The sequence below is a fragment of the Desulfitobacterium sp. PCE1 genome, from assembly GCF_000384015.1.
Classification (GTDB): domain Bacteria; phylum Bacillota; class Desulfitobacteriia; order Desulfitobacteriales; family Desulfitobacteriaceae; genus Desulfitobacterium; species Desulfitobacterium dehalogenans.
In genome coordinates, this window is the sequence record NZ_KB913023.1 from 1,680,024 (window position 1) to 1,700,743 (window position 20,720).

Sequence of the window (20,720 nt, forward strand, 5' to 3'; positions counted from 1 at the left end):
AAGGTGTAATTAGATGGATAAAAAGGGAAACCTAACTATCGGAATGGTTGTCTTGGGGCTATTAACTCTTATGGGGTTAGGAGCTTGGGCTTTCCAGCTGGTCAATGGACTTGGCGTAACAGGAATGAATAATGTTGTTTCCTGGGGATCCTATATCGCGATGTTCATGCTCTTTGTTGGTCTTTCCGCCGGGGGTCTGATTGTGTCTTCTTCGGCAACGGTATTCAATATTCCGTCTTTTAAAGTTGTAGCGAAACCGGCAGTCATTCTTTCTACGGTCTGCATTATTATCGCTGGGATATTCATTATTGTGGATATTGGCAGTCCGTGGCGGATTTACAATTTAATCCTGCATCCTCAATTTCGTTCTCCTTTGATGTGGGATGTGGTGGTCATCACCTTGTACCTAGCGCTGAATCTGGTCTACCTCTATTTCATGAGCCGATCTGAGCCCGATGAAAGGAAGTTAAAGATTATTTCCAGAATCGCCCTGCCGACGGCAGTGCTGGTCCACTCCGTCACAGCTTGGATTTTTGGTTTGCAGATAGCCCGCGCAGGCTGGCACAGTGCTCTGATGGCACCTCTATTCGTTGCTTCGGCCTTGGATTCAGGACTGGCCTTATTGATTATCGCCTTGTTGGCCTTGAACAGATTGAAACTATTTGCAGTGGAGAAAAAACTGATTGGGACTTTAGCCGGCCTTCTCGTTACCTGTGTTGCCGTTGATGCTTTTTTCGTCTTCTCGGAGGTTCTGACGATGCTTTATCCGGGAGAAGACTCGACCATGGCTGTATTAAGGGAAATGACCAGCGGGTTTGCTGCTCCGTTTTTCTGGGGGGAAATCATCCTTGGCTTTATCCTGCCCTTTATGATTCTGGTATTTAAGAAGAACAGAGAGAATACGAATTATGTTATTTTTGCTTCGGCAATCGTGATTTTAGGAGTATTTTGCAAACGCTTCTGGTTGCTGTTTTCCTCGTTTATCCATCCTAATGTTCAAGGGGCTCCCGGTGTTACCTATGGAAAATTTACTGAAACTATTGGGGATATGTGGTCCCTTCATGGCAGTTATGCGCCAACCTGGGTTGAATTGGCCATCATCATCGGCATGCTGTCCATGGGTGCCTTGCTCTTCTCTTACCTCAGCAGCCGGTTCCTTTTAGGAAGAGCCGACTTCATACCAACGGTGAAGCAAGGACAAGCAGCGGAGAACAAATAACATACTGAAGAGAATGAACGGCAAAATGGTTAGAAAGGAGGGAGGTTGGTCATGATCTATTCCTGGACTGAGGTTTGGAAGTTGCGAACCGAGTTGTATAAGTTTTTTGGCAATTGCCTGTTGGAGCCAACCTCAGAAGCAGCGACAACACCCTTAAATGGAGGGCTGTGGGGAAGTTTTCCTTTAGAGCCGGCTAATCGGCAGATGGAGTCCGGGCTGGAGCAACTAAGAAAATGTACGGCAGACCTTAAAAATATGCTGCAAAATGAGGCTCGACAAGAAGTTTTGGCGGAGTACACCAGCCTCTTTTTGGGACCTGGCCGGCCCAAAGCCCCGCCGTGGGAATCCGTGTATCGGACTGAAGAGCAACTGCTATTTTCAAGAACAACGTATGAAGTGAGGAAAATCCTTGCGGACAACGGGTTGGAAATAGCAGAGAAAAACCACCAGCCTGAAGATCACATGGGTATTGAATTGCTTGCTTTAGCCATGATGAGTGAGAATTTGCTTGTTGTGCAGGATCTGGCGGAGCAAAAGACAAGGATTGCTCAACAGGCAGCCTTTATTGATGAGCACTTGCTTTCCTGGATTCCCGAGCTTTACAGGGATGCCAAACAAAATGGCAGTGTAGGCTACTATGGAGGATTAATCGAGCTGATTTGGGGGGTTCTCATCTGGGATCGTGAACTTTTGCATGAGTTTTTGACTCAGGACTAGAGGACTTAGCTAATAGCTTATATAGGCGTCTGAAGTAATGCGGCATATAGCGAATCGATTGCTTCGCTATATGCCGCTATTTATAGGAACTCAAGACATGAGAAAGCGATAATGTGCATTTTCACAACGGAACCCCCCTTTATTTGGAGTTAATGACATAGGTCATTGTTGGCGAATTAACGAATAATTAGTCGAATAACAATTGAAGTTATTTTGTTAAAAGAGGAGGTACTTAAATGACTGATTCAAAAGGTGGCAAAGGATTTAGTCGGCGCAGTTTCTTAAAAGGTTCAACAGCTTTGGGCTTAAGTATGGGTCTATTTGGCCTGACTGCATGTACGAACAAAAATTCGGGCAGCAAGAGTACAATGGGTGTCCAGACCGGAGAAAAAACCTTGACCACGCTTACCTGTCCCCGCAACTGCTATGATTCCTGTTCTTTGATTGGGGAGAAAATCGATGGGCGGATCGTCAGGATTGTCGGCGATCCTAAGAATCCCATAACGGCAGGTACACCTTGTGTCAAGGGGCAAACCCACATTAATGTGCTTTACCATCCTGACCGTATTTTACATCCGCTTAAGCGTGCCGGTAAAAAAGGGGAAGGAAAATGGGAAAAAATTACCTGGGATGAAGCCTATGATACGATTACCCAAAAACTTAATGAAGCAATCGCCCAATACGGTTCGGAATCGATCATGCCCTATAATTTTTCGGGGACGATCGGGTTTATCCATCAGCATGGTGTTCCCTGGCGGTTTTTCAATAAGATCGGAGCGACGAATATCACCAGAACGGTATGCAATACCGGTGGTAAGGCGGCGTTGCCCTATACCTATGGCGATTTCTCATCGATTGATCCGGAAAGCTTTGCCAAAACTAAGTGCTATGTTACCTGGGGAACCAATGAATCCTATACCAACGTCCATTCCGTGAAATTCATTCAACAAGCGCGGGATAATGGTGCCAAACTCATTGTGGTTAATCCCCATCGCCATCCCCTGGCCTCACAAGCTGACTTATTTATTCAGCTTAAACCGGGAACAGATGCCGCTTTTGCCTTGGGCGTACAACATATCATTATCAATGAGAATCTTTATGACAAGGACTTTGTAGAAAACTACACGATGGGTTTCGAGGAGCTTAAACAACAAGTCCAGAACTATCCGCCGAGCAAGGTGGCTCAGATATGTGAAGTTACTGAAGAAGAAATAAGGGCGTTTGTGAAGATGTATACCCAGGCTAAGCCCTCGATTATTAGAATGGGCTTTGGCTTTGAAAGAAGGACTCATGGCGGGGCTATGGTCAGAGCTATTTCGTTTCTCCCTGCCCTGATGGGAGTTGTCGGCGTAGAGGGTGGGGGATTCAGCTATGTTAACTACAGCCATTATCCCTTTGACAACAATTACACGAAGCGACCTGATTTGGCTCCTCGCAAAACGCGAACCATTAACATGAATGAATTAGGAAAGGCGATTGCGGGAGAGCTTCCGACCACTAAGGAGATTCCGGTTAAAGTATTGATCTGCTTCAGCGGGAATCCGATTCCTTCGGCACCCAATGTGAACATGATCAAGAAAGGATTGGAGAGAGAAGATTTATTCACAGTAGTCCACGAAGTGTTTATGACGGATACCGCAGATTATGCTGATATTATACTCCCCGCTGCTCATTTCACAGAATTTGAGGATGTCGTTGCCGATTACCTTGGGTGGTATGTCCGGTACAGCGAACAAGCGCTAGAGCCCATGGGAGAATCCAAATCCAACGTGCAGCTGTTTAATGAGCTGGCCAAACGAATGGGCTTCACTGATGAATGTTTCAATGAAACATCGGCCGATATCATCAAGAAAGGGATTTTGAATAAGCCCATCTTTAAAGAGATCACTTATGAGAACCTGAGGAAAAATCACTGGATTAAGGTAGATTTCGGGAACGTCTTTAGTGACCACAAATTTAATACTCCATCGGGGAAAATTGAATTCTATTCTGAGAGTATCAAAAAAGCAGGGTTGCATCCTGTGGCAGAATATCTACCGGAAGAGGAGAGTCAGGAAGGTTCTCCAGCGTTATTTGCTCAATACCCCATTAACCTCTTGACCCCGGCTTCACCGCAATTGTTAAGCTCACAATGGCATAATGTCCCCTATATCAAAGAAAACCTGGGTGAGCCTTTTGTCACGGTCAATGCCAAGGACGCAGAAGACAGGGGAATTAAAGATGGAGATTATTGTGTGATTCAAAATGACAGGGGACAGGTCAAGCTGAAAGCGAAGGTCAGCAATACTGCAGTTAAAGCAGGCGTTGCAGTGAGTTTCAAGAGCTATTGGAATAAGTATACAGATGGAAATACGATCAATTGCTTAGCTCCCGATGGGATTGGTGATTTGGATGGAATCTCCACCTATAACACAAATTTAGTTCAAATCACGAAAGCTTGATTGATGTGAAAGGAGTCGTGAACTATGGCTGGTCAGAAAGCATTTTTTTATAATCAAAATTATTGTGTAGGGTGCCATTCCTGTGAAACGGCATGTATGGTCAAGAACCAAGTCGATGTGGGGGTAAGCTGGAGGACATTGGATAGCTTTGAGGTTGAGATGAACGGAAGAATGGTGGAACGTTATCTTTCTCATTCCTGTATGCATTGTGCGGAACCTCAATGCGCTTCAGTATGTCCTACCAAAGCCTATACCAAACGCGAAGATGGACTGGTGATTCAGGACCACGATAAATGCGTGGGGTGCGGATATTGCATCTATGCTTGCCCGTATCAGGCGCCAAAGATGAATCCCAATACTAAAAAAACAGAAAAATGCACGGGCTGTTATGATTTGATTGACGCAGGGGAACAACCCATGTGTGTCCGGGGGTGTCCGGTTCAGGTCTTAAAAATAGAGGATATCGATAAGCTTGATGCTGAGGGAGCGGTTAAGGAAGCAATCGGTTTCCAGGCCTTTGCCACCAATCCATCCATGCGTTTTGTGAAGATGAAGCAGTAGAGTGCTCTTAAGATTTAGACGCGAAGGGATGGGACGTTTTGAGTAGTCCGGGTAATAACGAAATGCAGGAAATATTGGCTTATCGATGTGTTGTGTTCGATCTATTGCGAAGTCTATTTATATGGGAATGCCCGGAAGAGCTTTTCGCAGACATGATCTCCTGGTCAGAGTTGGAACGTGATGAAGCAATGGCCGCAGACTGTGCAGAAGCTCGACTCAGAAAAGGTCTGTCATCCATATCCTCTGCAGAGCTGCAAAAGGTCTATCATGAAGCAACGATAGAGTTTACCAGACTCTTTGTGGGACCTTATCACTTGGAAGCTCCTCCTTATGAATCGGTATACCGCAACTCCAACCGGCTCATGATGCAGGATGTTACCATGAATGTCAAAAGGTTTTACAGAGAGAACGGTTATGAAAGAAGCGAGGTCTATAAGGAACCTGATGATCAGATCGGGGTAGAACTGGAGTTTATGTATGCCCTGAGTGAAGAGGCTTTGCAAGCTTTTCGGGAGGGGAATTTCGAGAGTTTAAAGAGGATTTTATCTGCTCAGGAACAATTCATGGATCTTCACCTGCTAAAGTGGTTACCCCAATTCTGTCAGGATATCCTGAAATCGTCTCAGAACGAATTCTGGAGAAGTTTTGCTGTCTTTACTGAGAACTACATTGAAGAAGACAAGGAACAGATCCAGCGGATTCAACGGGAACTCAATTTATATTGCCAGAGCTAAGCGGCGGAATGGAGGATAAGGATTATATGTATCATTGGGGCTGGAAAATTATCATTTACTTGTTTTTAGGCGGATTAGGAGCAGGGGCTTATTTAACGTCTTTTGCAGCTCAAAAAGGCTGGTTGGGGGAGAACAGCAAACTGGACAGAGCGGGCTACTTTTTGTCCGGGCCTTGTATCGTCATAGGAAGTTTGTTGTTGTTTCTGGATCTTGGTATAGCTTTCTCTGATCCTCTCGGTGTTTTAAGAATGTTCGCCAACATTCATTCTGTAATGACCTGGGGAATTTATATATTATCGCTGTTCATTCTTGTTGGATTTCTATCTGCTTATTACACATGGAAGAACAGAAAAGTACCTTCAATGTTATCTCTCCTTGGAGCAATTCTTGCTTTAGGAACCGGAGCCTATACCGGGGTTTTACTGGCAGTGGTTACGTCTGTACCCTTCTGGAACACATTTCTTCTTCCTATATTATTTGTCGTTTCTGCTTTATCGACAGGTCTCGCTGCTACCGCATTGTGCGCGCATTTCCTGGAAAAGAAAGCGGAGCAAGCAGGGGATCGGCAAAGTGAAGCAAAGACGAACAAGATTCATCAAGTTTTACTTGGCTTAGAAGCGATTCTAATCATGATGCTTCTGGCATTTGCTTTAACAGGCGCAAAAGGGACGGATGCTGCTGCTTCTGCACAAATGCTTACCAGTGGTTCCTTAGCGTTGCCATTCTGGCTGTTGGTTGTGGCAATCGGTTTAGTTTTCCCCTTGGCCTATTATATTGTCTCAGCTAAAGAACAGAAAAGAAGGCTTGCATCATTCTTTAATGTTATATCAACTGACTTTGCGGTGCTCATCGGAGGGCTGACACTGAGGGCAACCATAGTGTTATGTGCTGTGAGGGTTTTTTAGATAGGAGGGTAATCATTGGGAAACTGGGGCTGGCTTATCATCGGCTTCCTATTCTTTGGAGGTCTTGGTTCAGGTGCTTATCTGGCATCTTTTGCAGCAGAAAAAGGCCTATTTGGAAAAGAAAACAATTTAGAGCGGGCTGGTTATTTTATCTCAGGTCCTTGCCTAGCTGTTGGACTGTTCCTTTTTTCCATGAACCTGGGTGTTAGCATCACTGGAATGTTAACCATGATCGGTAATCCTACTTCGGTGATGACTTGGGGGGTATATCTCTTATTCATTTTTATGGTCCTGGCATTTTTGAGTGCCTATCATAAACGTGAAAACAAGAAAGTTCCTGCAATTATCTCAGGAGCAGGGGCATTACTGGCAGTGATAACAGCACTATACACCGGGGGACAGCTTTCTGTTCTTTTTGCTCAACCCTTCTGGAACACTATCCTTGTACCGGGATTATTTGTAGTGTCTGCCCTGATGATGGGATTGGCCTCTTCATCCCTGCTTGCCCGCATCATCGAAAAACCCGTTCAGCATGAGGGTGTTGTGGTAAATAGGGTAAACATCATCCTACTCTTTGTGGAATTAGTTCTTTTATTGGCTTTGCTTCTGATCTCTTTTTCAGGGGCTAAAGGTCCAGTGGCGGCTGATTCTGCCCGAATAGTTGTCGCTGGAAGACTTGCCTCCTATTTTTGGATTCTGTTAATTGCTGTCGGATTGGTTTTTCCACTTCTAAATAACTTCTACCCAAAGAAAAAGCGAGCTGAAAAGAGTGGTAGGATCTTAGGTTTGTTAAGTGAGATGGCTACACTCATCGGAGGGGCAACGCTGCGAGCCATTATAGTATTATCGGCATTACCTATCTGGACTATATAATCGATCCAGCCGGGAGTGACTACTAAGGGTATGAAAATAGAGATGAAAAAAGCGCTTATCATGACTTTATCTTTAATACTGGCAGTTTTTATAGGCTTAAGCTGGGTTAGGCCGGGAAATGATGTGCTGTTGCAAGCTAAAGAGGTCCTACCCGAGGCGCAGTCTTTTAAGAAGATTGCGTCTTCACCCCTTACTTTAGAAGGGATAAGTCAGGACTCCAGTGGAGAAAAAGAGATCAAAGGCTATGTTGTCATTGCAAAGGCAAGTTCATATGGTGGACCAATTACCATCGCAACAGGAATTAACCCATATGGAGTTATTCTTGGTACCGCACTTATTGAACACAAGGATACACCTTCATTTATTAGAGTTGTTATGAAACATGATTATCTCAAGCAATTCGAAGATAAAAAAATAACCGACCCCCTATCGATCAAACAGGATATTAATGCGATATCGGGAGCAACTTATAGCTCCCGAGGCATTGCCGAAGCGATTTCAATAGGTAGTCATGAAGTAGCCAGAAATCAGTTTGGGCTGGAGGTTGAAGATGAAGAGGCAGCATTCGTTTTTGGAGTGAGGGAAGGTTCTGTTATTGTCTTAGTCATCCTGATGCTTGTTGGGATAGCACTAAAAAATGATAGAATCCGCTGGATAACCATGGCAGGAAGTCTGGTGTTGATTGGTTTCCAATACAACACACCCATCTCACTTTCAAATCTTGCCTCCTTTTTAATGGGATATCTTCCTTCAATTCGGCAGAACTTGGTTTGGTATATATTTTTAACTGTTATTCCGATATTAACTTTTCTGATTGGAAAAAACCTATACTGCTTCTGGCTTTGTCCCTTTGGAGCCCTGCAAGAGTTATTGGCCAAAGTATTTGTAAGTAAAGAGGTCATTTGCTGTAGCCGAGCGGTAGAACAAAAGGTTGCCCTGGTCAGGTATGTTTTATTATATATTGCCTTATTGGGCGCTGTAATCTATCAGTCGCCGGGATTGGCGGGTTATGAACCTTTTGCCACCCTATTCGGAATGCAAGGAGATATCGTCGAGTGGCTGATTTTAATGGTTGTCTTATTATCCGCATTATTTATTCGGAGATTCTGGTGCCGCTTTTTTTGTCCGGGAATGATTTTCAATAGAATTATTTTGAGATTAAGACATCATTGGATTGATTTTAAAAAGAAATTTGGAGCAAAATTAAACCAAGGGTGTCCCGCACAAAACTCGGTGGATCAATGAGGTGCGACGATGAATTTCAGCGAAAATAAACATGATAGTCTATTTCTATTCCTCGTAGGTTTAACTGTTTTGTTGATTTGTATCAACTTTTTGACCCGTTTTATTTAGGGAAAGGTAAGATCATCTTGAATACCGTTGCAGAAGGGAGGGAAATGAAAAAGTTGAAAAAGCTTGGAAGGGAATTTTATGACAGGGATTCGACGATTGTAGCAAAAGAACTCTTGGGAAAGCTGCTCGTGCATAAAGTAAATGGGCAGAAAATATCGGCAAGAATCGTTGAGACAGAGGCCTATATGGGTGTTGATGACAAAGCAGCTCACTCCTACGGTGGCAAAAGGACGCCCAGGGTTGAGGTTATGTATGGTGGACCCGGTTATTCCTATGTGTTTACGATTTATGGAATACACTGTTGCTTTAATACTGTCACCAGGGAGGAAGGAAATCCTCAGGCAGTTTTAATCAGGGCGGCTGAGCCGGTAGAAGGAATTGAGTGGATGGCCCAAAAAAGATATGGGAAACCCTATGAGCAACTCACTAAAAGTCAGAAGAGGGGTCTAACTAACGGGCCTGGAAAACTATGTGCAGCCTTAGGCATCGACATCCTTGCCAATGGAGTGGATTTATGCGGTGATGAAATTTATGTGGAAGATGACGCAGAACAGGACATCCGTATCGTTTCGACGAAGCGCGTGGGAATTGATTATGCTGAAGAAGCAAAAGATTATCCCTGGAGATTCTATGTGGAAGGCAATGAGTATGTATCTGTAAAGTGAATTTTAAATTATCCTGAGACGGTGGTGATTTTATGATTGGAAAATATTAAATTAAAGAGCCATATCAGGCAACCGCTAAAAGCCCCTAGTAAGATCAGTTCGGATGTATTGTGTAGTTAGGGAATGGAGAGGAGTAATTATTATGCCATATGTAAATATTAGAATCACGAATGAAAACGTCACTCCGGAAAAGAAAGCATTGCTTATCAAAGGAGCTACTCAGTTACTTGTGGATGTGTTGGGCAAAAACCCCAATACAACGGTCGTGGTGATCGATGAGGTCAATACTGATAATTGGGGTATTGCCGGGGAGACTATAACAGCTCGTAGAAAAGACGGTCGCTAATAATAGTGGAGAAATATGAAAACAGGACTATTTGGTATACATGCGTTATCAAAATAGAGATCAAGCGATTAACAGGTAAGATCGCCAGGTACTAAATAGGATATTTGGTTATTTGAAAGGAATCCGGGTTTTATTGGATAAATAGAACCCGGATTATTGTGAATAAGTGTGGAAAAATTATTGTTTGGCATTTCCGGTTTGCCACTATACGATGGGATAAAACGATTTAATTATGCAACCGGTATTCACTATTTGAAGTCTATAGGGCTGGATGCTATGGAACTGCTGTTTGTTCGAAGTGTCAATGTGACGGATAACAACAAGGATGCTGTTCTGGAAGCAAAGCAAAAGGAAGGCTTTTACCTTTCGGCCCACGCATCTCATTATATCAACCTGAATTCAGATGATACTGCTATACAAATTCAATCAATCGAAAGAATAATTGATGCAGCAAAAGGGTTAGCTAAGGTCGGAGGAAGGAGTCTGGTACTTCATCCGGGATTCTACATGAATGACTCCAAGGAAGTTGCTTACGCTACAATTAAAATTAATTTAATGAAGCTTTCGAGTTATGGCGTAGATTACAGGCTTGAGACAACTGGAAAGGGGTCTCAGTTTGGAACGCTGGAAGAGCTGGTTTCCCTTTGTCAAGAGGTTCCCTCATGTAAGCTCTGCATTGATTTTTCTCATATTCACGCGAGATCAAACGGCGGTCTTAAGAATTATGACGATTTTGCTGGTGTTCTTAAGCACGTCCTTGATAATTTAGGCAGAACTGCCCTGGAGGATTTACACATTCATATGGGGGGAATAAAGTACACAGCGAAAGGCGAAAGAAGTCATGTTCCATTACTGGAAAGCGACTTTAATTATAAGGAATGTCTAAGGGCTATAAAAGATTATGATGTCCGAGGATGTATCATAGCTGAAGGGCCTCTTTTAGAGAGAGATGCTTTACTTCTAAAAGAAACTTATGAAAAATTGGTCTAAAGGCAGTGGTGCAAAGTCGCAGGGTCTAAGGCGCTCAGAAAGCGCTAGGATAGCTTGGTTGCTAAAATGTTGCAAAGACTGTCTTTTTAGGACGGGCTTTCGTTATATAAGTTCCGCAACTTTGTACGTTAGGGTCAAAAAAATGCTATGCGGTAAAGCCGCATGACATTAGTATTTTTCGAGAGTAATGGCCCCGATTTCCATACTTCAAAAGCCCACTATTTTAATTGAGTCAGAAGACATGTAAAACTAGAAAGAATGGAAATTGGAGAGGAAATGAAGAAAAGATGTGGAATATTAGAAGAATTGCGAAATATGCTCTTTAATAGTGATAGGGAAATGGTGGTTTCTATATAAAGTTTTGATATGAGTTGTGAAGATGATCAAGTTTGGCTAAAAACTGAGTTCGCTAGCAAGCCCTAATGTAAAAAGCCCTCCAGATTGCTAAAGAGCGAGTCCCGTTATTTATGTGAAAAACAGTTGAAGAAAAGGAAAGAAAAGAGGTTGTTGTGATGTGGAGTTCACTTAAAAAGATATTATATGGGGATAACAAATCAACATCACCAAACGATGCTGTTTTTGAGTGCAGACTTTGCCAGGCCACATTCAATATCGATGCCAGACCTTCTGAAGAGTATCAACTCTGTTATGCATGTTTTAAAGCAACAAGTGATCATGTGGCATCACTGATAGAAAATATCGGAGTGTTAAAAGAAAAAGCAAATAACGCAGGACAAGCGGGGAATTCTTATGTGCAAATGCACTATTTAAAGGAAATTTTGGATAGGCTAACCGAATACAAAGAATCCTATTACGATAAGGGTGTCGACATTATTAATGAGGATATCAATAAGTTAATTGGAGAGGTCCGGGAAGTACATGATGAAGCGGCCAAAGAAGTCAGGGAAAGCAGACGGCGCAGAGTTAAAATGGATGTATCCGCAATGGAACTTTGGACTAGAGAGCAGTGGAATGGTATTCGTGCCGATCAGCAAAGAGTTCTGAAAGATTATTTAAGTTTATACGACACTATAGATAGAGCGGGATATGGACTAAAGGATGGCAGATCCCTGGCAAATGAATTATTCCAAACCGCAGTACACTTCTTGACTTATATAGCCTTAGCGGATGGCGACTTAACTGAGATTGAAAGCCAAATCATCAAGGATTATCTAAATATAGGCGGAGCTTATGCCATAGATGTGGAAGCCTCGAAAAAATATATACTAGAGAATCCCCAGTTTGCAGAGGGGATCCCATCTTTTCTGGATATCATTAGAGAGCTTGATCAACATCTTAGTGAAACAGGTACACGCTCAAAGAAAGCCGTGGAGACAATGACCGGGATTGTCATGTTTTTTGGATATCTGGGTAAGTATTTCTTGTATGAAAGCTGCAATGACATTGATATTAACAAATCGACGGCGTTATACGAGTATTTATTGCATCTCAATGAGTACTTGGAAGATAACGGATATGAAACAACAGACCTGCACGAATTCCAAGAGATAGATCCGGAGGACGTGGATAGAACCGGCAGTTCTAATAAAAACCTTGAGCAACTGCTCCAGGAATTGAATGAACTGATCGGATTAGCTAGGGTTAAAAAGGATCTGAATAGTCTGGTCAATTTGATTAAAGTGCAAAAGATACGTGAGGAACGGGGCTTCAGTCAACCGGCCATGTCTTTGCATTTGGTGTTTTCGGGGAACCCTGGAACAGGAAAAACAACGGTGGCCAGATTGCTGGCCGAAATATATAAAGCATTAGGATTGGTTTCCAAGGGCCAGCTTATTGAAACTGACCGTTCAGGGCTTGTTGGCGGGTATGTGGGACAAACCGCTCTAAAAACCCAGGAAGTGATCAGCAAAGCGAAGGGCGGTATCTTATTTATTGATGAAGCCTATTCTCTTACAGAAAACCGGGGAGAATCAGATTTTGGAACTGAAGCCATCGATACCCTTGTCAAAGCCATGGAAGATCACCGGGCAGATTTAGTCGTAATAGTAGCAGGATATCCTGAACCAATGGAGCGTTTTTTGGATTCCAATCCGGGTCTGCGGTCACGGTTTAATAAATTTATTGTCTTTGATGACTACAGCGCGGAGGAATTGATATTAATTTTACAATCCATGTGTAAAAAGGCGAATCTAAGGCTGTCAAGCCAAGTAGAAGACTCCGCCTATTCATTCTTCCAAAAACAATGCGATTCGGATACATTTGCCAACGCAAGAGATGTAAGAAACTTTTTTGAAAAAGCTCTTGTTAACCAGGCCAATAGATTAGCCCAAATTGAAGATTTAAGTGATGAAATGTTGTTTGCAATAGAATATGAAGATATAAAGGATAGTACTTGTTAAACTGTCGAATTTTGCAGATGATGAAGCGGAAGGCTTGGTCAAGCACGAGGAATGGGGTAAGTGGCAGGAAGAGTCGGTGAACTATTCCTGTCGAACTGCTCTGTTCATCCTCCTGCTGAGTTTACCCGACTCCAAAAAATGCTTGACCAAAGCGTTAGATGCCTTCATACTTAGGTTAACTTAACTATCTTTTAATGTTTTACCAGAGGAAAAAGGATATGATAGTGATGATATGAAGTGTGGGACTTTTCCCGAAGATATATTGAGATATCTTGTTAAAAATAACATCTTTTTAGATTTTGATAGTTTTAAACAACAAGTAGAAGAAACAATTATCACATTATTGTCTGACTAAACATTATAAAATGGGAAGCAAATAAAGCGATTATGCTTACAGATCGGCATCCATATTCTTTTGTGACGATAGGATTGAAGAGTGGAATGAAAAATACGAAGGTACTTGGATAACGGCTTACAGTTTGTGCTGGCGTTTTTTGAGGTAGTAGGTGCTTCACAGAAATAAAACCGTGGCGACTTGTCACGGTTTTATTATTTCTAGGATTTATTTAAAGCGGAGAATCTACAGTCAGGAGCTTTGTTTCAAAAAGAAAAGAAGAAACATGTTGAGATGCCAGAATTATTAAAAAAGGTTAAGAATTGAAAAAGGAATTATCAACCTGCTTGTTTAATAGCTATAGTAATGAAAATCCCTAACGACAAGGAGGGTAAGATGTATATGCTAACAAAGCGTCAAAATTTATTGGAAACCATAAAGGGCGGAAATCCGGACCGGTATGTAAAGCAGTATGAGTTTATGAATCTCATCATGGAGGCCAGCGTAACTATGGCTGGTTTTCCTGCCCCGGGGCAGACCTCCAAAGGAGCCTGGGGAATAACCTGGATGTGGCCGGAGGGGCAGATAGGGCCGTTTCCTGTACATGATGAAGAACATAAGGTTTTAAAAGATATCACGGAGTGGAGAAAATACGTCAAAGCACCTGAGATTCCCATAGATGATGAAACCTGGGCCCCGGCTATCGCTCATGCCCAGGCTGTCGACCGGAATGAGGAATTTGTGACGGCGATGGCTGCACCGGGAGTATTTGAAATGACTCATCACCTGATGAGTATGGAAGACGCGTTAATGGCCTTATATGAAGAACCGGAAGCCATGCACGAACTGATCAACTACATTACCGAATTCGAATTAGCTTATGCAAAAATCGTCATTGAAAAAATCCATCCGGACGCTCTTTTCCATCATGACGATTGGGGCAGCCAGATCAACTCTTTCATTTCTCCGGAAATGTTTAAAAAGTTTTTCCTCCCCGCCTATAAAACAATCTATGGCTACTATAAAGCGAATGGTGTGGAAGTGATTGTCCATCACAGTGATTCCTATGCTGCTAATCTGGTTCCCTTTATGATCGAAATGGGAGTTGATATCTGGCAAGGTGTTATGACCACCAACAACGCACCTGAATTAATCGAGAAATATGGTGGAAAAATTACTTTCATGGGAGATATAGACAGCGGGTATCTTGATCTTCCAGACTGGAAGCCTGAACGATGCGCAGAGGCAGTTGAGAGAGCTTGTCGGAGATGCGGCAAGAAATATTTTATTCCCTGTCTGACCATGGGCGGGCCGGATAGTATTTATCCTGGTGTATATGCCCAGGTCAATCAAGAAATTGACAGAATGAGCCGAGAAATGTTCTAATCCGGCTGATCAAGGAATGGCAGAGAACAAAATGCAGTGGGCATAGCTAATACTCCGGAATCCCTGGCAAGGAGGGTTCCGGGGTGTTTTTATCTATGGAAAGGAGATTTATTCCATGATAGAGAAGTCAATAGAGGATCAGCGAAACAGATTCCCTAATTCAAGATACGAAAGCAGGTAAAAAACCATGGACAGATATACAAGTGCAGAATCAGAAAGGGCTCTAAAAGTCGTTTTATCAGTTATCAGTAGATGTGAAAAAGCACAGCCAAAATTTGTGGAGGGTACCTCTCAGCACACACTCCTTAAGAACAGAATAAGGGCAATGTATATTTCATCGTCATTGCTAAAAGATGAAAATATTACGGAGAAATATACAAAAGAAGAATTGATAGCAGCGCTACCGCCCGTATCCTCAATTATCAGCAAATGTGAAAAAGCCCAGCTAAAATTGGCAGAGGGTACTGCTCAGCACGCCCGCCTCAGGGATATGATACAAGCTATGAATATATCAAAAACATTAATAGAAGATGAAATTAGCAAAAGGGTCCTCTCTTTTTCAGATCCTGTATTAAGAGGTAATTAGGCAGGGGATGACTTATAGTTAATTAGGAAGGTGATGACATGGAATGGCTTGAAAACCTCAATAAGGCGATAAACTACATCGAAGAACATTTGACAGATGAGATAGACCTACATGAATTGGGCAAAGTCGCAGGTTGTTCAGGTTTTCATTTTCAAAGAATGTTCTCGTATATGGCTGAAACCCCGCTTTCTGAGTATATCCGCAGAAGAAAAATGTCTTTAGCGGCGGTAGCATTGCAAAATGGCGAAAAGGTTTTGGATGTAGCATTAAAATACGGGTATGATTCCCCGACCGCTTTTAACCGCGCGTTCCAAAGCGTACATGGCTTTCCTCCCTCAAATGCAAAATCCGAAGGAGTTACTCTGAAAGCCTTTCCTCCCATCAGCTTCAAAATAACGATTAAAGGAGAGGCTGAAATGAATTACAAAATAGAAAAAAAGGAAGCGTTTCGCATCGTTGGCGTAAAAGAGCATTACCCGATGAACCTCGAAGAAAGCTTTGAGAAAGTACCTCAGTTTTGGCAGAAAACAACTATGGAGGGAGCAATACCGAGAATACTTGCGCTTATGGATCAACAACCTGTCGGATTGCTCGGCATTTCTACATGTATGGACGGCAATAGCTTTGACTATTATATTGCTGTTTCTTCAGATCGAACTGTACCGGAGGGAATGAGTGAATATACCGTACCGGAGTGTACTTGGGCAATATTTGAGTGTGTAGGCCCAATGCCGCATGCGATTCAAAGCCTGCAAAAGCGGATTGTGACCGAATGGCTGCCGACATCCGGCTATGAATATGCGAACGCGCCGGACATTGAGGTTTATTTTGAGGGAGATCAATCTTCGGATGATTACAAATGTGAAGTATGGCTTCCCGTAACAAAAAAATAAGGATTTACCTCAAGATCCCTGAAATAGCTATGATAAATCGCCTCATGCAGTGAGCATGAGGCGATTTATATTGTTGCGCACCCATGGCGATTAACGAGGCGGTGAAAGTCCGTTATGGTGTAAAAAAGTTTGCGGGGCTTGACAAAGCGACACGCATGTCGTAAAATCAGAAACGACATGCGTGTCGCGCCCTATGGAAAGGAGACTTTATAATGTCAAATAAAAGCAATACTACTAAAAAAAAGATTATAGATTCATCCGTGCAATTGTTTGCTGATAAAGGTTATCAAGTTATTACTATGAAAGATATTTGTGATTCCTGTGGTATGAGCAGAGGGGGAGTGTATCGCTATTTTTCTTCCACGAAAGAGATATTTATAGCTATGCTTGACAGAGATATAGACGATGATATAAAGGCCGTGAAACAAGCAATAGAGAAAAAAGTACCCGCAAAAGTAATATTTGATAATTATTTAGATCATGAGAAAAATGCAATATTTAGTGACAATAGAGGGTTGTTTTTTGCTACTCATGAATTTGCTTTCGCCGAACCTGAACAGCGAGCCTATTTTGATAAAAGGATAGAGTTGTCAGTCGATTTACTTGGCGATCTATTCAGATATGGTCAAGAAACTGGAGAATTCAAAGATTTTGATATTTCTGCTGTAGCAACACATATCATCTATTTTTTTGATGGATTGAAGACCTCTTCATCTGTTCTTACAGTCACCGAAGAAATGGTTGATCAGCAGTTAAAAATAATAAAGGAGATGGTAGTATGAAGATTACTGCTTTTAACGGAAGCCCTAGAGGTATTAATAGTAATACAAATGTGATAGTGGAAGCCTTTTTGGCTGGTGCACGGAAAGCTGGTGCGGAAACTGAAAAAATTTTTTTGATTGATAAAAATATAAAGCACTGTACAGGGTGTTTTTCTTGTTGGTTTAAGACTCCAGGAAAATGTATTCATCAAGATGATATGAATGAATTGCTTGAGCTATATAAAAGTTCAGATAGTGTATGTTTTGCTACTCCCGTTTACCTTTGGAATATGACAGCATGCCTTAAAAACTTTGCAGATAGATTAATCCCGCTAAAAATCCCACTGTAGTGGAAAGTGACGGTAATTTTGATATGAAGAATAGTTTAGCATTGCCCGATATTGTAGTGATATCGAACTCCGGTTTTCCGGGAGAAAACAATTTTCACACTATGCATGAAGTCATGAAATCCTCAAATCCTATATTGGAAATATACAGAAATAACGGCATGCTACTTCGGATGAGTAGAGCAGATATACAAGAAAAAGTACAAGAATATCTTTCGTTTGTAAAGCAAGCCGGATTCCAAGTTGCCTCAAAAGTTAAATTCTCAGATGAAGTAGTATCTGGACTCAATTCGGAATTGTTAACTGTTGATGAATATATAAATGTTATTTCAGGTGGTAAGTAATGACGAGTGCCTCCTTCTTCTTCATCACGGCGCACGGCACCCTTACAGGTGTAAAGGATAAAAGGTCATTGACACAACGGCCAATGACCTTTTATGATCCCCCCGCAAGTGTAAACGGGCAGTGTCAGCTTAAATGATGAAGAGAGGAGGCAGGCCGTAAGAAAGCAGGATTTGCCGGCAGCCTGGCCCCGGTCTCATCGTTTTCCCTGCACACTGTTAATACTATGATATGATAACTTTCCGCTGTTTGATCTTCTTTTTGGCTCCTGGTGGAAAAGAAAATTATCAATCCAAGACACTCTTGCTCAAATTTTGCAGAGTGTCTTATTTCTTTGTTCTATCCTTGAACTGGAAAGAGAATATCGATATCCGCATTTGATTGATGTTAGCACCGGTATAAGAAAGTTATTTATGTTTAAGCTATGAATGGTTTCAACAATCCCAGTAAGCTTAGGAGAGTTAATATGGATTCATGCTTTGAACCGGCGATTTGGCCGGAAGACAAATTACCAAAAGAAGGCGCAGGTTATAAAGAATGTGAAATATGCACGGAAAAATCGCGCATCATTTGGGGGGAAGGGAATCCCAACGCGCCTGTTGTTATAATCTTAGATAATCCAGGCGCCCGCGAAGACAAAGATGGCAATGAATATGTCTGCGGAACGAGGCAAACCCTGCAGACAGCTTTGCATCAAGTCAATTTGGCGCCAGGTGATATCTATTTAACTTATCTTTTAAAATGCAGGCCCCTTCGCCGATATAACAAAGAAGAAGTCAGAGCTTTCAGTAAACCATTTCTTATTCAACAAATAAAAACGATACAGCCGAAATTCATTGTTTGTCTGGGAGATACCGTGGTCCAGGCGATGTTTGATGATAAGGAGGCCCATGTAAAGAATCTGAGAGGGTTATGGCATGTTGTACTGGGATATTCCTGCATTGTCTCCTATCATCCGCTGGCTGTAAGGAGACGGCCAAATCTGACACGTCAGTTTATGGAGGATTGGGACATGCTGGCGCAACGGTTATTTAAGTGTTAAGCCGTGTAACCATTTGATGTCGAACAAAAACCTCGACCGTGCAATCGGAAACAAGCACTATTGTAATTTCTTTCTTTTTATTTTTACAATAATTACCCATCCAGTGTTGAAAATAACGATGTTACACCTATTCCAGCAGCCGGAAGTGTCGTCTACTATATTACTGACATTGTAGTCAGCGGCGAACATCTGGGCAGTTCGACTTTTTTTAAAATCATAGTAACTTCGGACGGTGAAATCAGTAAAAGCAACCCTAATTATTGGCGCATGGAAGAAGCATATAAAAAAGTAGTTCAAACCGCATGGAAACATCGAAATATTCATAAGGTCATATCATTTGGGAAAACAAAATGGCAAGCTATTGTAGTACCTTCAACAATAACTAATGGGGAATATAATATTTTCTTTATGGATGTCACGTCATCACAAGAACTTCTGAAAGATTTATTGATTGTTTCTACAGAGCTGACAAAGCAAGAGAAAATGAAAATGGCAGCTATGGCTTAGGATTAGCAATAGCCAAAAGTATATCGGAGAACCTTGGTGCGGAGCTTACAGCTAGCAGTGCTCCAAATCAAAATACAACCTTTTCATTTCGTATAAAGGCAATCAATTAATCAGATTAATAATAAATGTGATAAAATTCCGTTAGAAAAGTGCCTGTAATTCCGTCTAAATATCTAAGTCAGAGTTAACTTTAGGCTCCGAAATCTAATAAAAGGAGAATCTTTTATGTTTAAATTAACGAAAAAGGTGTTGTCTGTATTTACCGTAATAGCACTCGCCTTAATCTCTATTGTCGGGTGTTCTGCTCAGAGCAACCCTCCGCAGCCGAATAGCGGGTTACAAGAACATACACCTTCATCTGAGCTGCAGTCACAGAATAAGCCTGAGCAAACAGCACCAGGTTCTCAGATAACAAACCCGCCATCTTCATCGGATCAAACAGATTCCAGTCAAGCTTTATTATTGAATATAAGGCAGCTAGCTGAAAAGGGAAAAGTTATTAATAGTGATTTTGCGGCGAAAACAACTGTTATTGAAGATGTAGAGAAAAAATGGGGTAAGCCTGATAGCACCGATTGGGTTCCCGAAGCCAAAGGAAACTATGCTACCTATTCTAGCCATGCCATGGTATTCGGCTTTAACAAAGGGTCCCAGATTTTCGAGGTTCGGTCTTTTGATAAACAATTACAAAAAATCACTCTTTCCAAAGTTAAGGATATTTTTGGAACACCTGCCTACACAGCTACGGTAGGAGGAGAGGACATAATCGGCTATACTGCAGGGCAAGAGTTTAAGATCTTACTTGTTTTCCCAAAGGTAACCGGTACGAATTCAGACCCGACTTTAGATCATTATTCTGTACTCTATCCTCAAGGAACCGTCAACTCCATGGCAAATGATCCAGGAAGGCAATGGTAACAGCTGGTTTTTAGCCCTGAAATGGCTATGAAAAATCGCCTCGTGCAGTGAGCACGAGGCGATTTTATATTGTGAAGAATTTTTTGCATAAAAAAACCTCCATATGATGCTCTATCTTACATCAGTATGGAGGTTTATATAAGAGCCCAATCTACTGGGGTATTGATCAGAACTATAGGTTTTCTTGGTTTATCTGCTTATTTGGTTTACTCTACATCATCATCGTCGTCATCGTCGTCATCGTCGTCATCGTCATCATCATCATCATCATCATCATCTTTAGCCTCGTCGAAAGCGATTTTCAGCTGTTCACCGTTGGTATACGTTATTTTTACTTTTGCGACGTCTAAATTGTTGCTTAAGGCATTCATAACCTGTTGTAATAATTCAACTTTGTGCATGATCTAGCTCCTTTCTTTTTTATAAACTTCATCTCCTCA

Annotated in this window: 24 protein-coding genes and 1 riboswitch; of the genes, 23 read left to right on the top strand and 1 reads right to left on the bottom strand. The window is 42.0% G+C overall.

Annotated features, from left to right (window positions below):
- The first annotated feature begins 13 nt into the window (after positions 1–13).
- The 23 genes from nrfD (DESPCE1_RS0108420) (at position 14) to DESPCE1_RS0108525 (ending at position 20,280) form a co-directional block, all read left to right on the top strand.
- Positions 14–1,219: an NrfD/PsrC family molybdoenzyme membrane anchor subunit gene (gene nrfD, locus DESPCE1_RS0108420; protein ID WP_019850169.1), complete on the top strand. Its 1,206-nt coding sequence runs from the start codon at positions 14–16 to the stop codon at positions 1,217–1,219.
- Positions 1,220–1,270: 51 nt separating this feature from the next.
- Positions 1,271–1,936, top strand: a complete 666-nt coding sequence (locus tag DESPCE1_RS0108425; protein ID WP_014793602.1) for a molecular chaperone — start codon at positions 1,271–1,273, stop codon at positions 1,934–1,936.
- 236 nt (positions 1,937–2,172) lie between these two features.
- On the top strand, positions 2,173–4,377 hold the full coding sequence (locus DESPCE1_RS0108430) for a molybdopterin-dependent oxidoreductase (RefSeq protein WP_014793603.1): 2,205 nt from the start codon (positions 2,173–2,175) through the stop codon (positions 4,375–4,377).
- Positions 4,378–4,401: 24 nt separating this feature from the next.
- Complete coding sequence (locus DESPCE1_RS0108435) at positions 4,402–4,938, top strand: 4Fe-4S dicluster domain-containing protein (protein WP_014793604.1); 537 nt, start codon at positions 4,402–4,404, stop codon at positions 4,936–4,938.
- Positions 4,939–4,976: 38 nt separating this feature from the next.
- On the top strand, positions 4,977–5,672 hold the full coding sequence (locus DESPCE1_RS0108440; RefSeq protein ID WP_028305512.1) for a molecular chaperone: 696 nt from the start codon (positions 4,977–4,979) through the stop codon (positions 5,670–5,672).
- A gap of 26 nt (positions 5,673–5,698) precedes the next feature.
- Entirely contained in the window at positions 5,699–6,577 is an 879-nt protein-coding gene (gene nrfD, locus DESPCE1_RS0108445) for an NrfD/PsrC family molybdoenzyme membrane anchor subunit (RefSeq protein WP_014793606.1), read from the top strand.
- A gap of 15 nt (positions 6,578–6,592) precedes the next feature.
- The gene (gene nrfD / locus DESPCE1_RS0108450) at positions 6,593–7,450 is read left to right on the top strand and encodes an NrfD/PsrC family molybdoenzyme membrane anchor subunit (protein ID WP_014793607.1); all 858 of its coding nucleotides are present in this window, start codon (positions 6,593–6,595) and stop codon (positions 7,448–7,450) included.
- Positions 7,451–7,480: 30 nt separating this feature from the next.
- Positions 7,481–8,695: a 4Fe-4S binding protein gene (locus tag DESPCE1_RS0108455; RefSeq protein WP_019850171.1), complete on the top strand. Its 1,215-nt coding sequence runs from the start codon at positions 7,481–7,483 to the stop codon at positions 8,693–8,695.
- 152 nt (positions 8,696–8,847) lie between these two features.
- Complete coding sequence (locus tag DESPCE1_RS0108460; RefSeq protein WP_019850172.1) at positions 8,848–9,468, top strand: DNA-3-methyladenine glycosylase; 621 nt, start codon at positions 8,848–8,850, stop codon at positions 9,466–9,468.
- Between the two features lie 142 nt (positions 9,469–9,610).
- On the top strand, positions 9,611–9,814 hold the full coding sequence (locus DESPCE1_RS0108465; RefSeq protein ID WP_014793610.1) for a 2-hydroxymuconate tautomerase family protein: 204 nt from the start codon (positions 9,611–9,613) through the stop codon (positions 9,812–9,814).
- Positions 9,815–9,982: 168 nt separating this feature from the next.
- Positions 9,983–10,804 carry a TIM barrel protein gene (locus DESPCE1_RS0108470; RefSeq protein ID WP_028305514.1) on the top strand — a complete coding sequence of 274 codons (822 nt, stop codon included), beginning with the start codon at positions 9,983–9,985 and terminating at the stop codon, positions 10,802–10,804.
- A riboswitch (cyclic di-GMP riboswitch) is annotated at positions 10,796–10,870 on the top strand. Its footprint overlaps the gene before it by 9 nt.
- A 446-nt stretch (positions 10,871–11,316) precedes the next feature.
- Complete coding sequence (locus tag DESPCE1_RS0108475; RefSeq protein WP_019850174.1) at positions 11,317–13,164, top strand: AAA family ATPase; 1,848 nt, start codon at positions 11,317–11,319, stop codon at positions 13,162–13,164.
- Between the two features lie 34 nt (positions 13,165–13,198).
- A complete protein-coding gene (locus DESPCE1_RS22470; RefSeq protein ID WP_242835377.1) occupies positions 13,199–13,348 on the top strand; it encodes a DUF3102 domain-containing protein in 150 nt (49 codons plus the stop codon).
- A gap of 552 nt (positions 13,349–13,900) precedes the next feature.
- Positions 13,901–14,884, top strand: coding sequence for a uroporphyrinogen decarboxylase family protein (locus tag DESPCE1_RS0108480; protein WP_028305515.1), 984 nt, complete (start codon positions 13,901–13,903; stop codon positions 14,882–14,884).
- A gap of 187 nt (positions 14,885–15,071) precedes the next feature.
- Positions 15,072–15,470: a hypothetical protein gene (locus DESPCE1_RS0108485; RefSeq protein WP_019850176.1), complete on the top strand. Its 399-nt coding sequence runs from the start codon at positions 15,072–15,074 to the stop codon at positions 15,468–15,470.
- Between the two features lie 38 nt (positions 15,471–15,508).
- Positions 15,509–16,363 (top strand): AraC family transcriptional regulator, encoded by an 855-nt coding sequence (locus DESPCE1_RS0108490; protein ID WP_019850177.1) that lies wholly within the window; start codon positions 15,509–15,511, stop codon positions 16,361–16,363.
- A gap of 212 nt (positions 16,364–16,575) precedes the next feature.
- Positions 16,576–17,145: a TetR/AcrR family transcriptional regulator gene (locus DESPCE1_RS0108495; RefSeq protein WP_019850178.1), complete on the top strand. Its 570-nt coding sequence runs from the start codon at positions 16,576–16,578 to the stop codon at positions 17,143–17,145.
- On the top strand, positions 17,142–17,474 hold the full coding sequence (locus tag DESPCE1_RS23705; RefSeq protein ID WP_242835378.1) for a flavodoxin family protein: 333 nt from the start codon (positions 17,142–17,144) through the stop codon (positions 17,472–17,474). The genes DESPCE1_RS0108495 and DESPCE1_RS23705 overlap by 4 nt, the downstream gene beginning before the upstream one ends.
- A 23-nt stretch (positions 17,475–17,497) precedes the next feature.
- Positions 17,498–17,815: a hypothetical protein gene (locus DESPCE1_RS23710; protein ID WP_242835379.1), complete on the top strand. Its 318-nt coding sequence runs from the start codon at positions 17,498–17,500 to the stop codon at positions 17,813–17,815.
- A gap of 464 nt (positions 17,816–18,279) precedes the next feature.
- Entirely contained in the window at positions 18,280–18,855 is a 576-nt protein-coding gene (locus DESPCE1_RS0108515; RefSeq protein ID WP_019850181.1) for a uracil-DNA glycosylase, read from the top strand.
- 267 nt (positions 18,856–19,122) lie between these two features.
- Positions 19,123–19,362 (top strand): hypothetical protein, encoded by a 240-nt coding sequence (locus DESPCE1_RS0108520; protein ID WP_019850182.1) that lies wholly within the window; start codon positions 19,123–19,125, stop codon positions 19,360–19,362.
- Positions 19,302–19,472: an ATP-binding protein gene (locus DESPCE1_RS22475; protein WP_242835428.1), complete on the top strand. Its 171-nt coding sequence runs from the start codon at positions 19,302–19,304 to the stop codon at positions 19,470–19,472. The genes DESPCE1_RS0108520 and DESPCE1_RS22475 overlap by 61 nt, the downstream gene beginning before the upstream one ends.
- A 115-nt stretch (positions 19,473–19,587) precedes the next feature.
- Positions 19,588–20,280, top strand: a complete 693-nt coding sequence (locus DESPCE1_RS0108525; protein ID WP_014793619.1) for a YjgB family protein — start codon at positions 19,588–19,590, stop codon at positions 20,278–20,280.
- 206 nt (positions 20,281–20,486) lie between these two features.
- On the opposite strand, the gene DESPCE1_RS23470 is transcribed toward DESPCE1_RS0108525, so the two are convergent.
- Positions 20,487–20,681: a hypothetical protein gene (locus tag DESPCE1_RS23470; RefSeq protein WP_019850183.1), complete on the bottom strand. Its 195-nt coding sequence runs from the start codon at positions 20,679–20,681 to the stop codon at positions 20,487–20,489.
- Between the last annotated feature and the right edge of the window lie 39 nt (positions 20,682–20,720).

What these genes read in the sequence shown, in the direction of transcription:
- nrfD (WP_019850169.1), top strand. Translation starts at nt 14, where the DNA reads ATGGATAAAAAGGGAAACCTAACTATCGGAATGGTTGTCTTGGGGCTA.
- DESPCE1_RS0108425 (WP_014793602.1), top strand. Translation starts at nt 1,271, where the DNA reads ATGATCTATTCCTGGACTGAGGTTTGGAAGTTGCGAACCGAGTTGTAT.
- DESPCE1_RS0108430 (WP_014793603.1), top strand. Translation starts at nt 2,173, where the DNA reads ATGACTGATTCAAAAGGTGGCAAAGGATTTAGTCGGCGCAGTTTCTTA.
- DESPCE1_RS0108435 (WP_014793604.1), top strand. Translation starts at nt 4,402, where the DNA reads ATGGCTGGTCAGAAAGCATTTTTTTATAATCAAAATTATTGTGTAGGG.
- nrfD (WP_014793606.1), top strand. Translation starts at nt 5,699, where the DNA reads ATGTATCATTGGGGCTGGAAAATTATCATTTACTTGTTTTTAGGCGGA.
- DESPCE1_RS0108455 (WP_019850171.1), top strand. Translation starts at nt 7,481, where the DNA reads ATGAAAATAGAGATGAAAAAAGCGCTTATCATGACTTTATCTTTAATA.
- DESPCE1_RS0108460 (WP_019850172.1), top strand. Translation starts at nt 8,848, where the DNA reads ATGAAAAAGTTGAAAAAGCTTGGAAGGGAATTTTATGACAGGGATTCG.
- DESPCE1_RS0108465 (WP_014793610.1), top strand. Translation starts at nt 9,611, where the DNA reads ATGCCATATGTAAATATTAGAATCACGAATGAAAACGTCACTCCGGAA.
- DESPCE1_RS0108475 (WP_019850174.1), top strand. Translation starts at nt 11,317, where the DNA reads ATGTGGAGTTCACTTAAAAAGATATTATATGGGGATAACAAATCAACA.
- DESPCE1_RS0108480 (WP_028305515.1), top strand. Translation starts at nt 13,901, where the DNA reads ATGCTAACAAAGCGTCAAAATTTATTGGAAACCATAAAGGGCGGAAAT.
- DESPCE1_RS0108485 (WP_019850176.1), top strand. Translation starts at nt 15,072, where the DNA reads ATGGACAGATATACAAGTGCAGAATCAGAAAGGGCTCTAAAAGTCGTT.
- DESPCE1_RS0108490 (WP_019850177.1), top strand. Translation starts at nt 15,509, where the DNA reads ATGGAATGGCTTGAAAACCTCAATAAGGCGATAAACTACATCGAAGAA.
- DESPCE1_RS0108495 (WP_019850178.1), top strand. Translation starts at nt 16,576, where the DNA reads ATGTCAAATAAAAGCAATACTACTAAAAAAAAGATTATAGATTCATCC.
- DESPCE1_RS23705 (WP_242835378.1), top strand. Translation starts at nt 17,142, where the DNA reads ATGAAGATTACTGCTTTTAACGGAAGCCCTAGAGGTATTAATAGTAAT.
- DESPCE1_RS23710 (WP_242835379.1), top strand. Translation starts at nt 17,498, where the DNA reads ATGAAGAATAGTTTAGCATTGCCCGATATTGTAGTGATATCGAACTCC.
- DESPCE1_RS0108515 (WP_019850181.1), top strand. Translation starts at nt 18,280, where the DNA reads ATGGATTCATGCTTTGAACCGGCGATTTGGCCGGAAGACAAATTACCA.
- DESPCE1_RS0108520 (WP_019850182.1), top strand. Translation starts at nt 19,123, where the DNA reads ATGGAAGAAGCATATAAAAAAGTAGTTCAAACCGCATGGAAACATCGA.
- DESPCE1_RS0108525 (WP_014793619.1), top strand. Translation starts at nt 19,588, where the DNA reads ATGTTTAAATTAACGAAAAAGGTGTTGTCTGTATTTACCGTAATAGCA.
- DESPCE1_RS23470 (WP_019850183.1), bottom strand. Translation starts at nt 20,681, where the DNA reads ATGCACAAAGTTGAATTATTACAACAGGTTATGAATGCCTTAAGCAAC.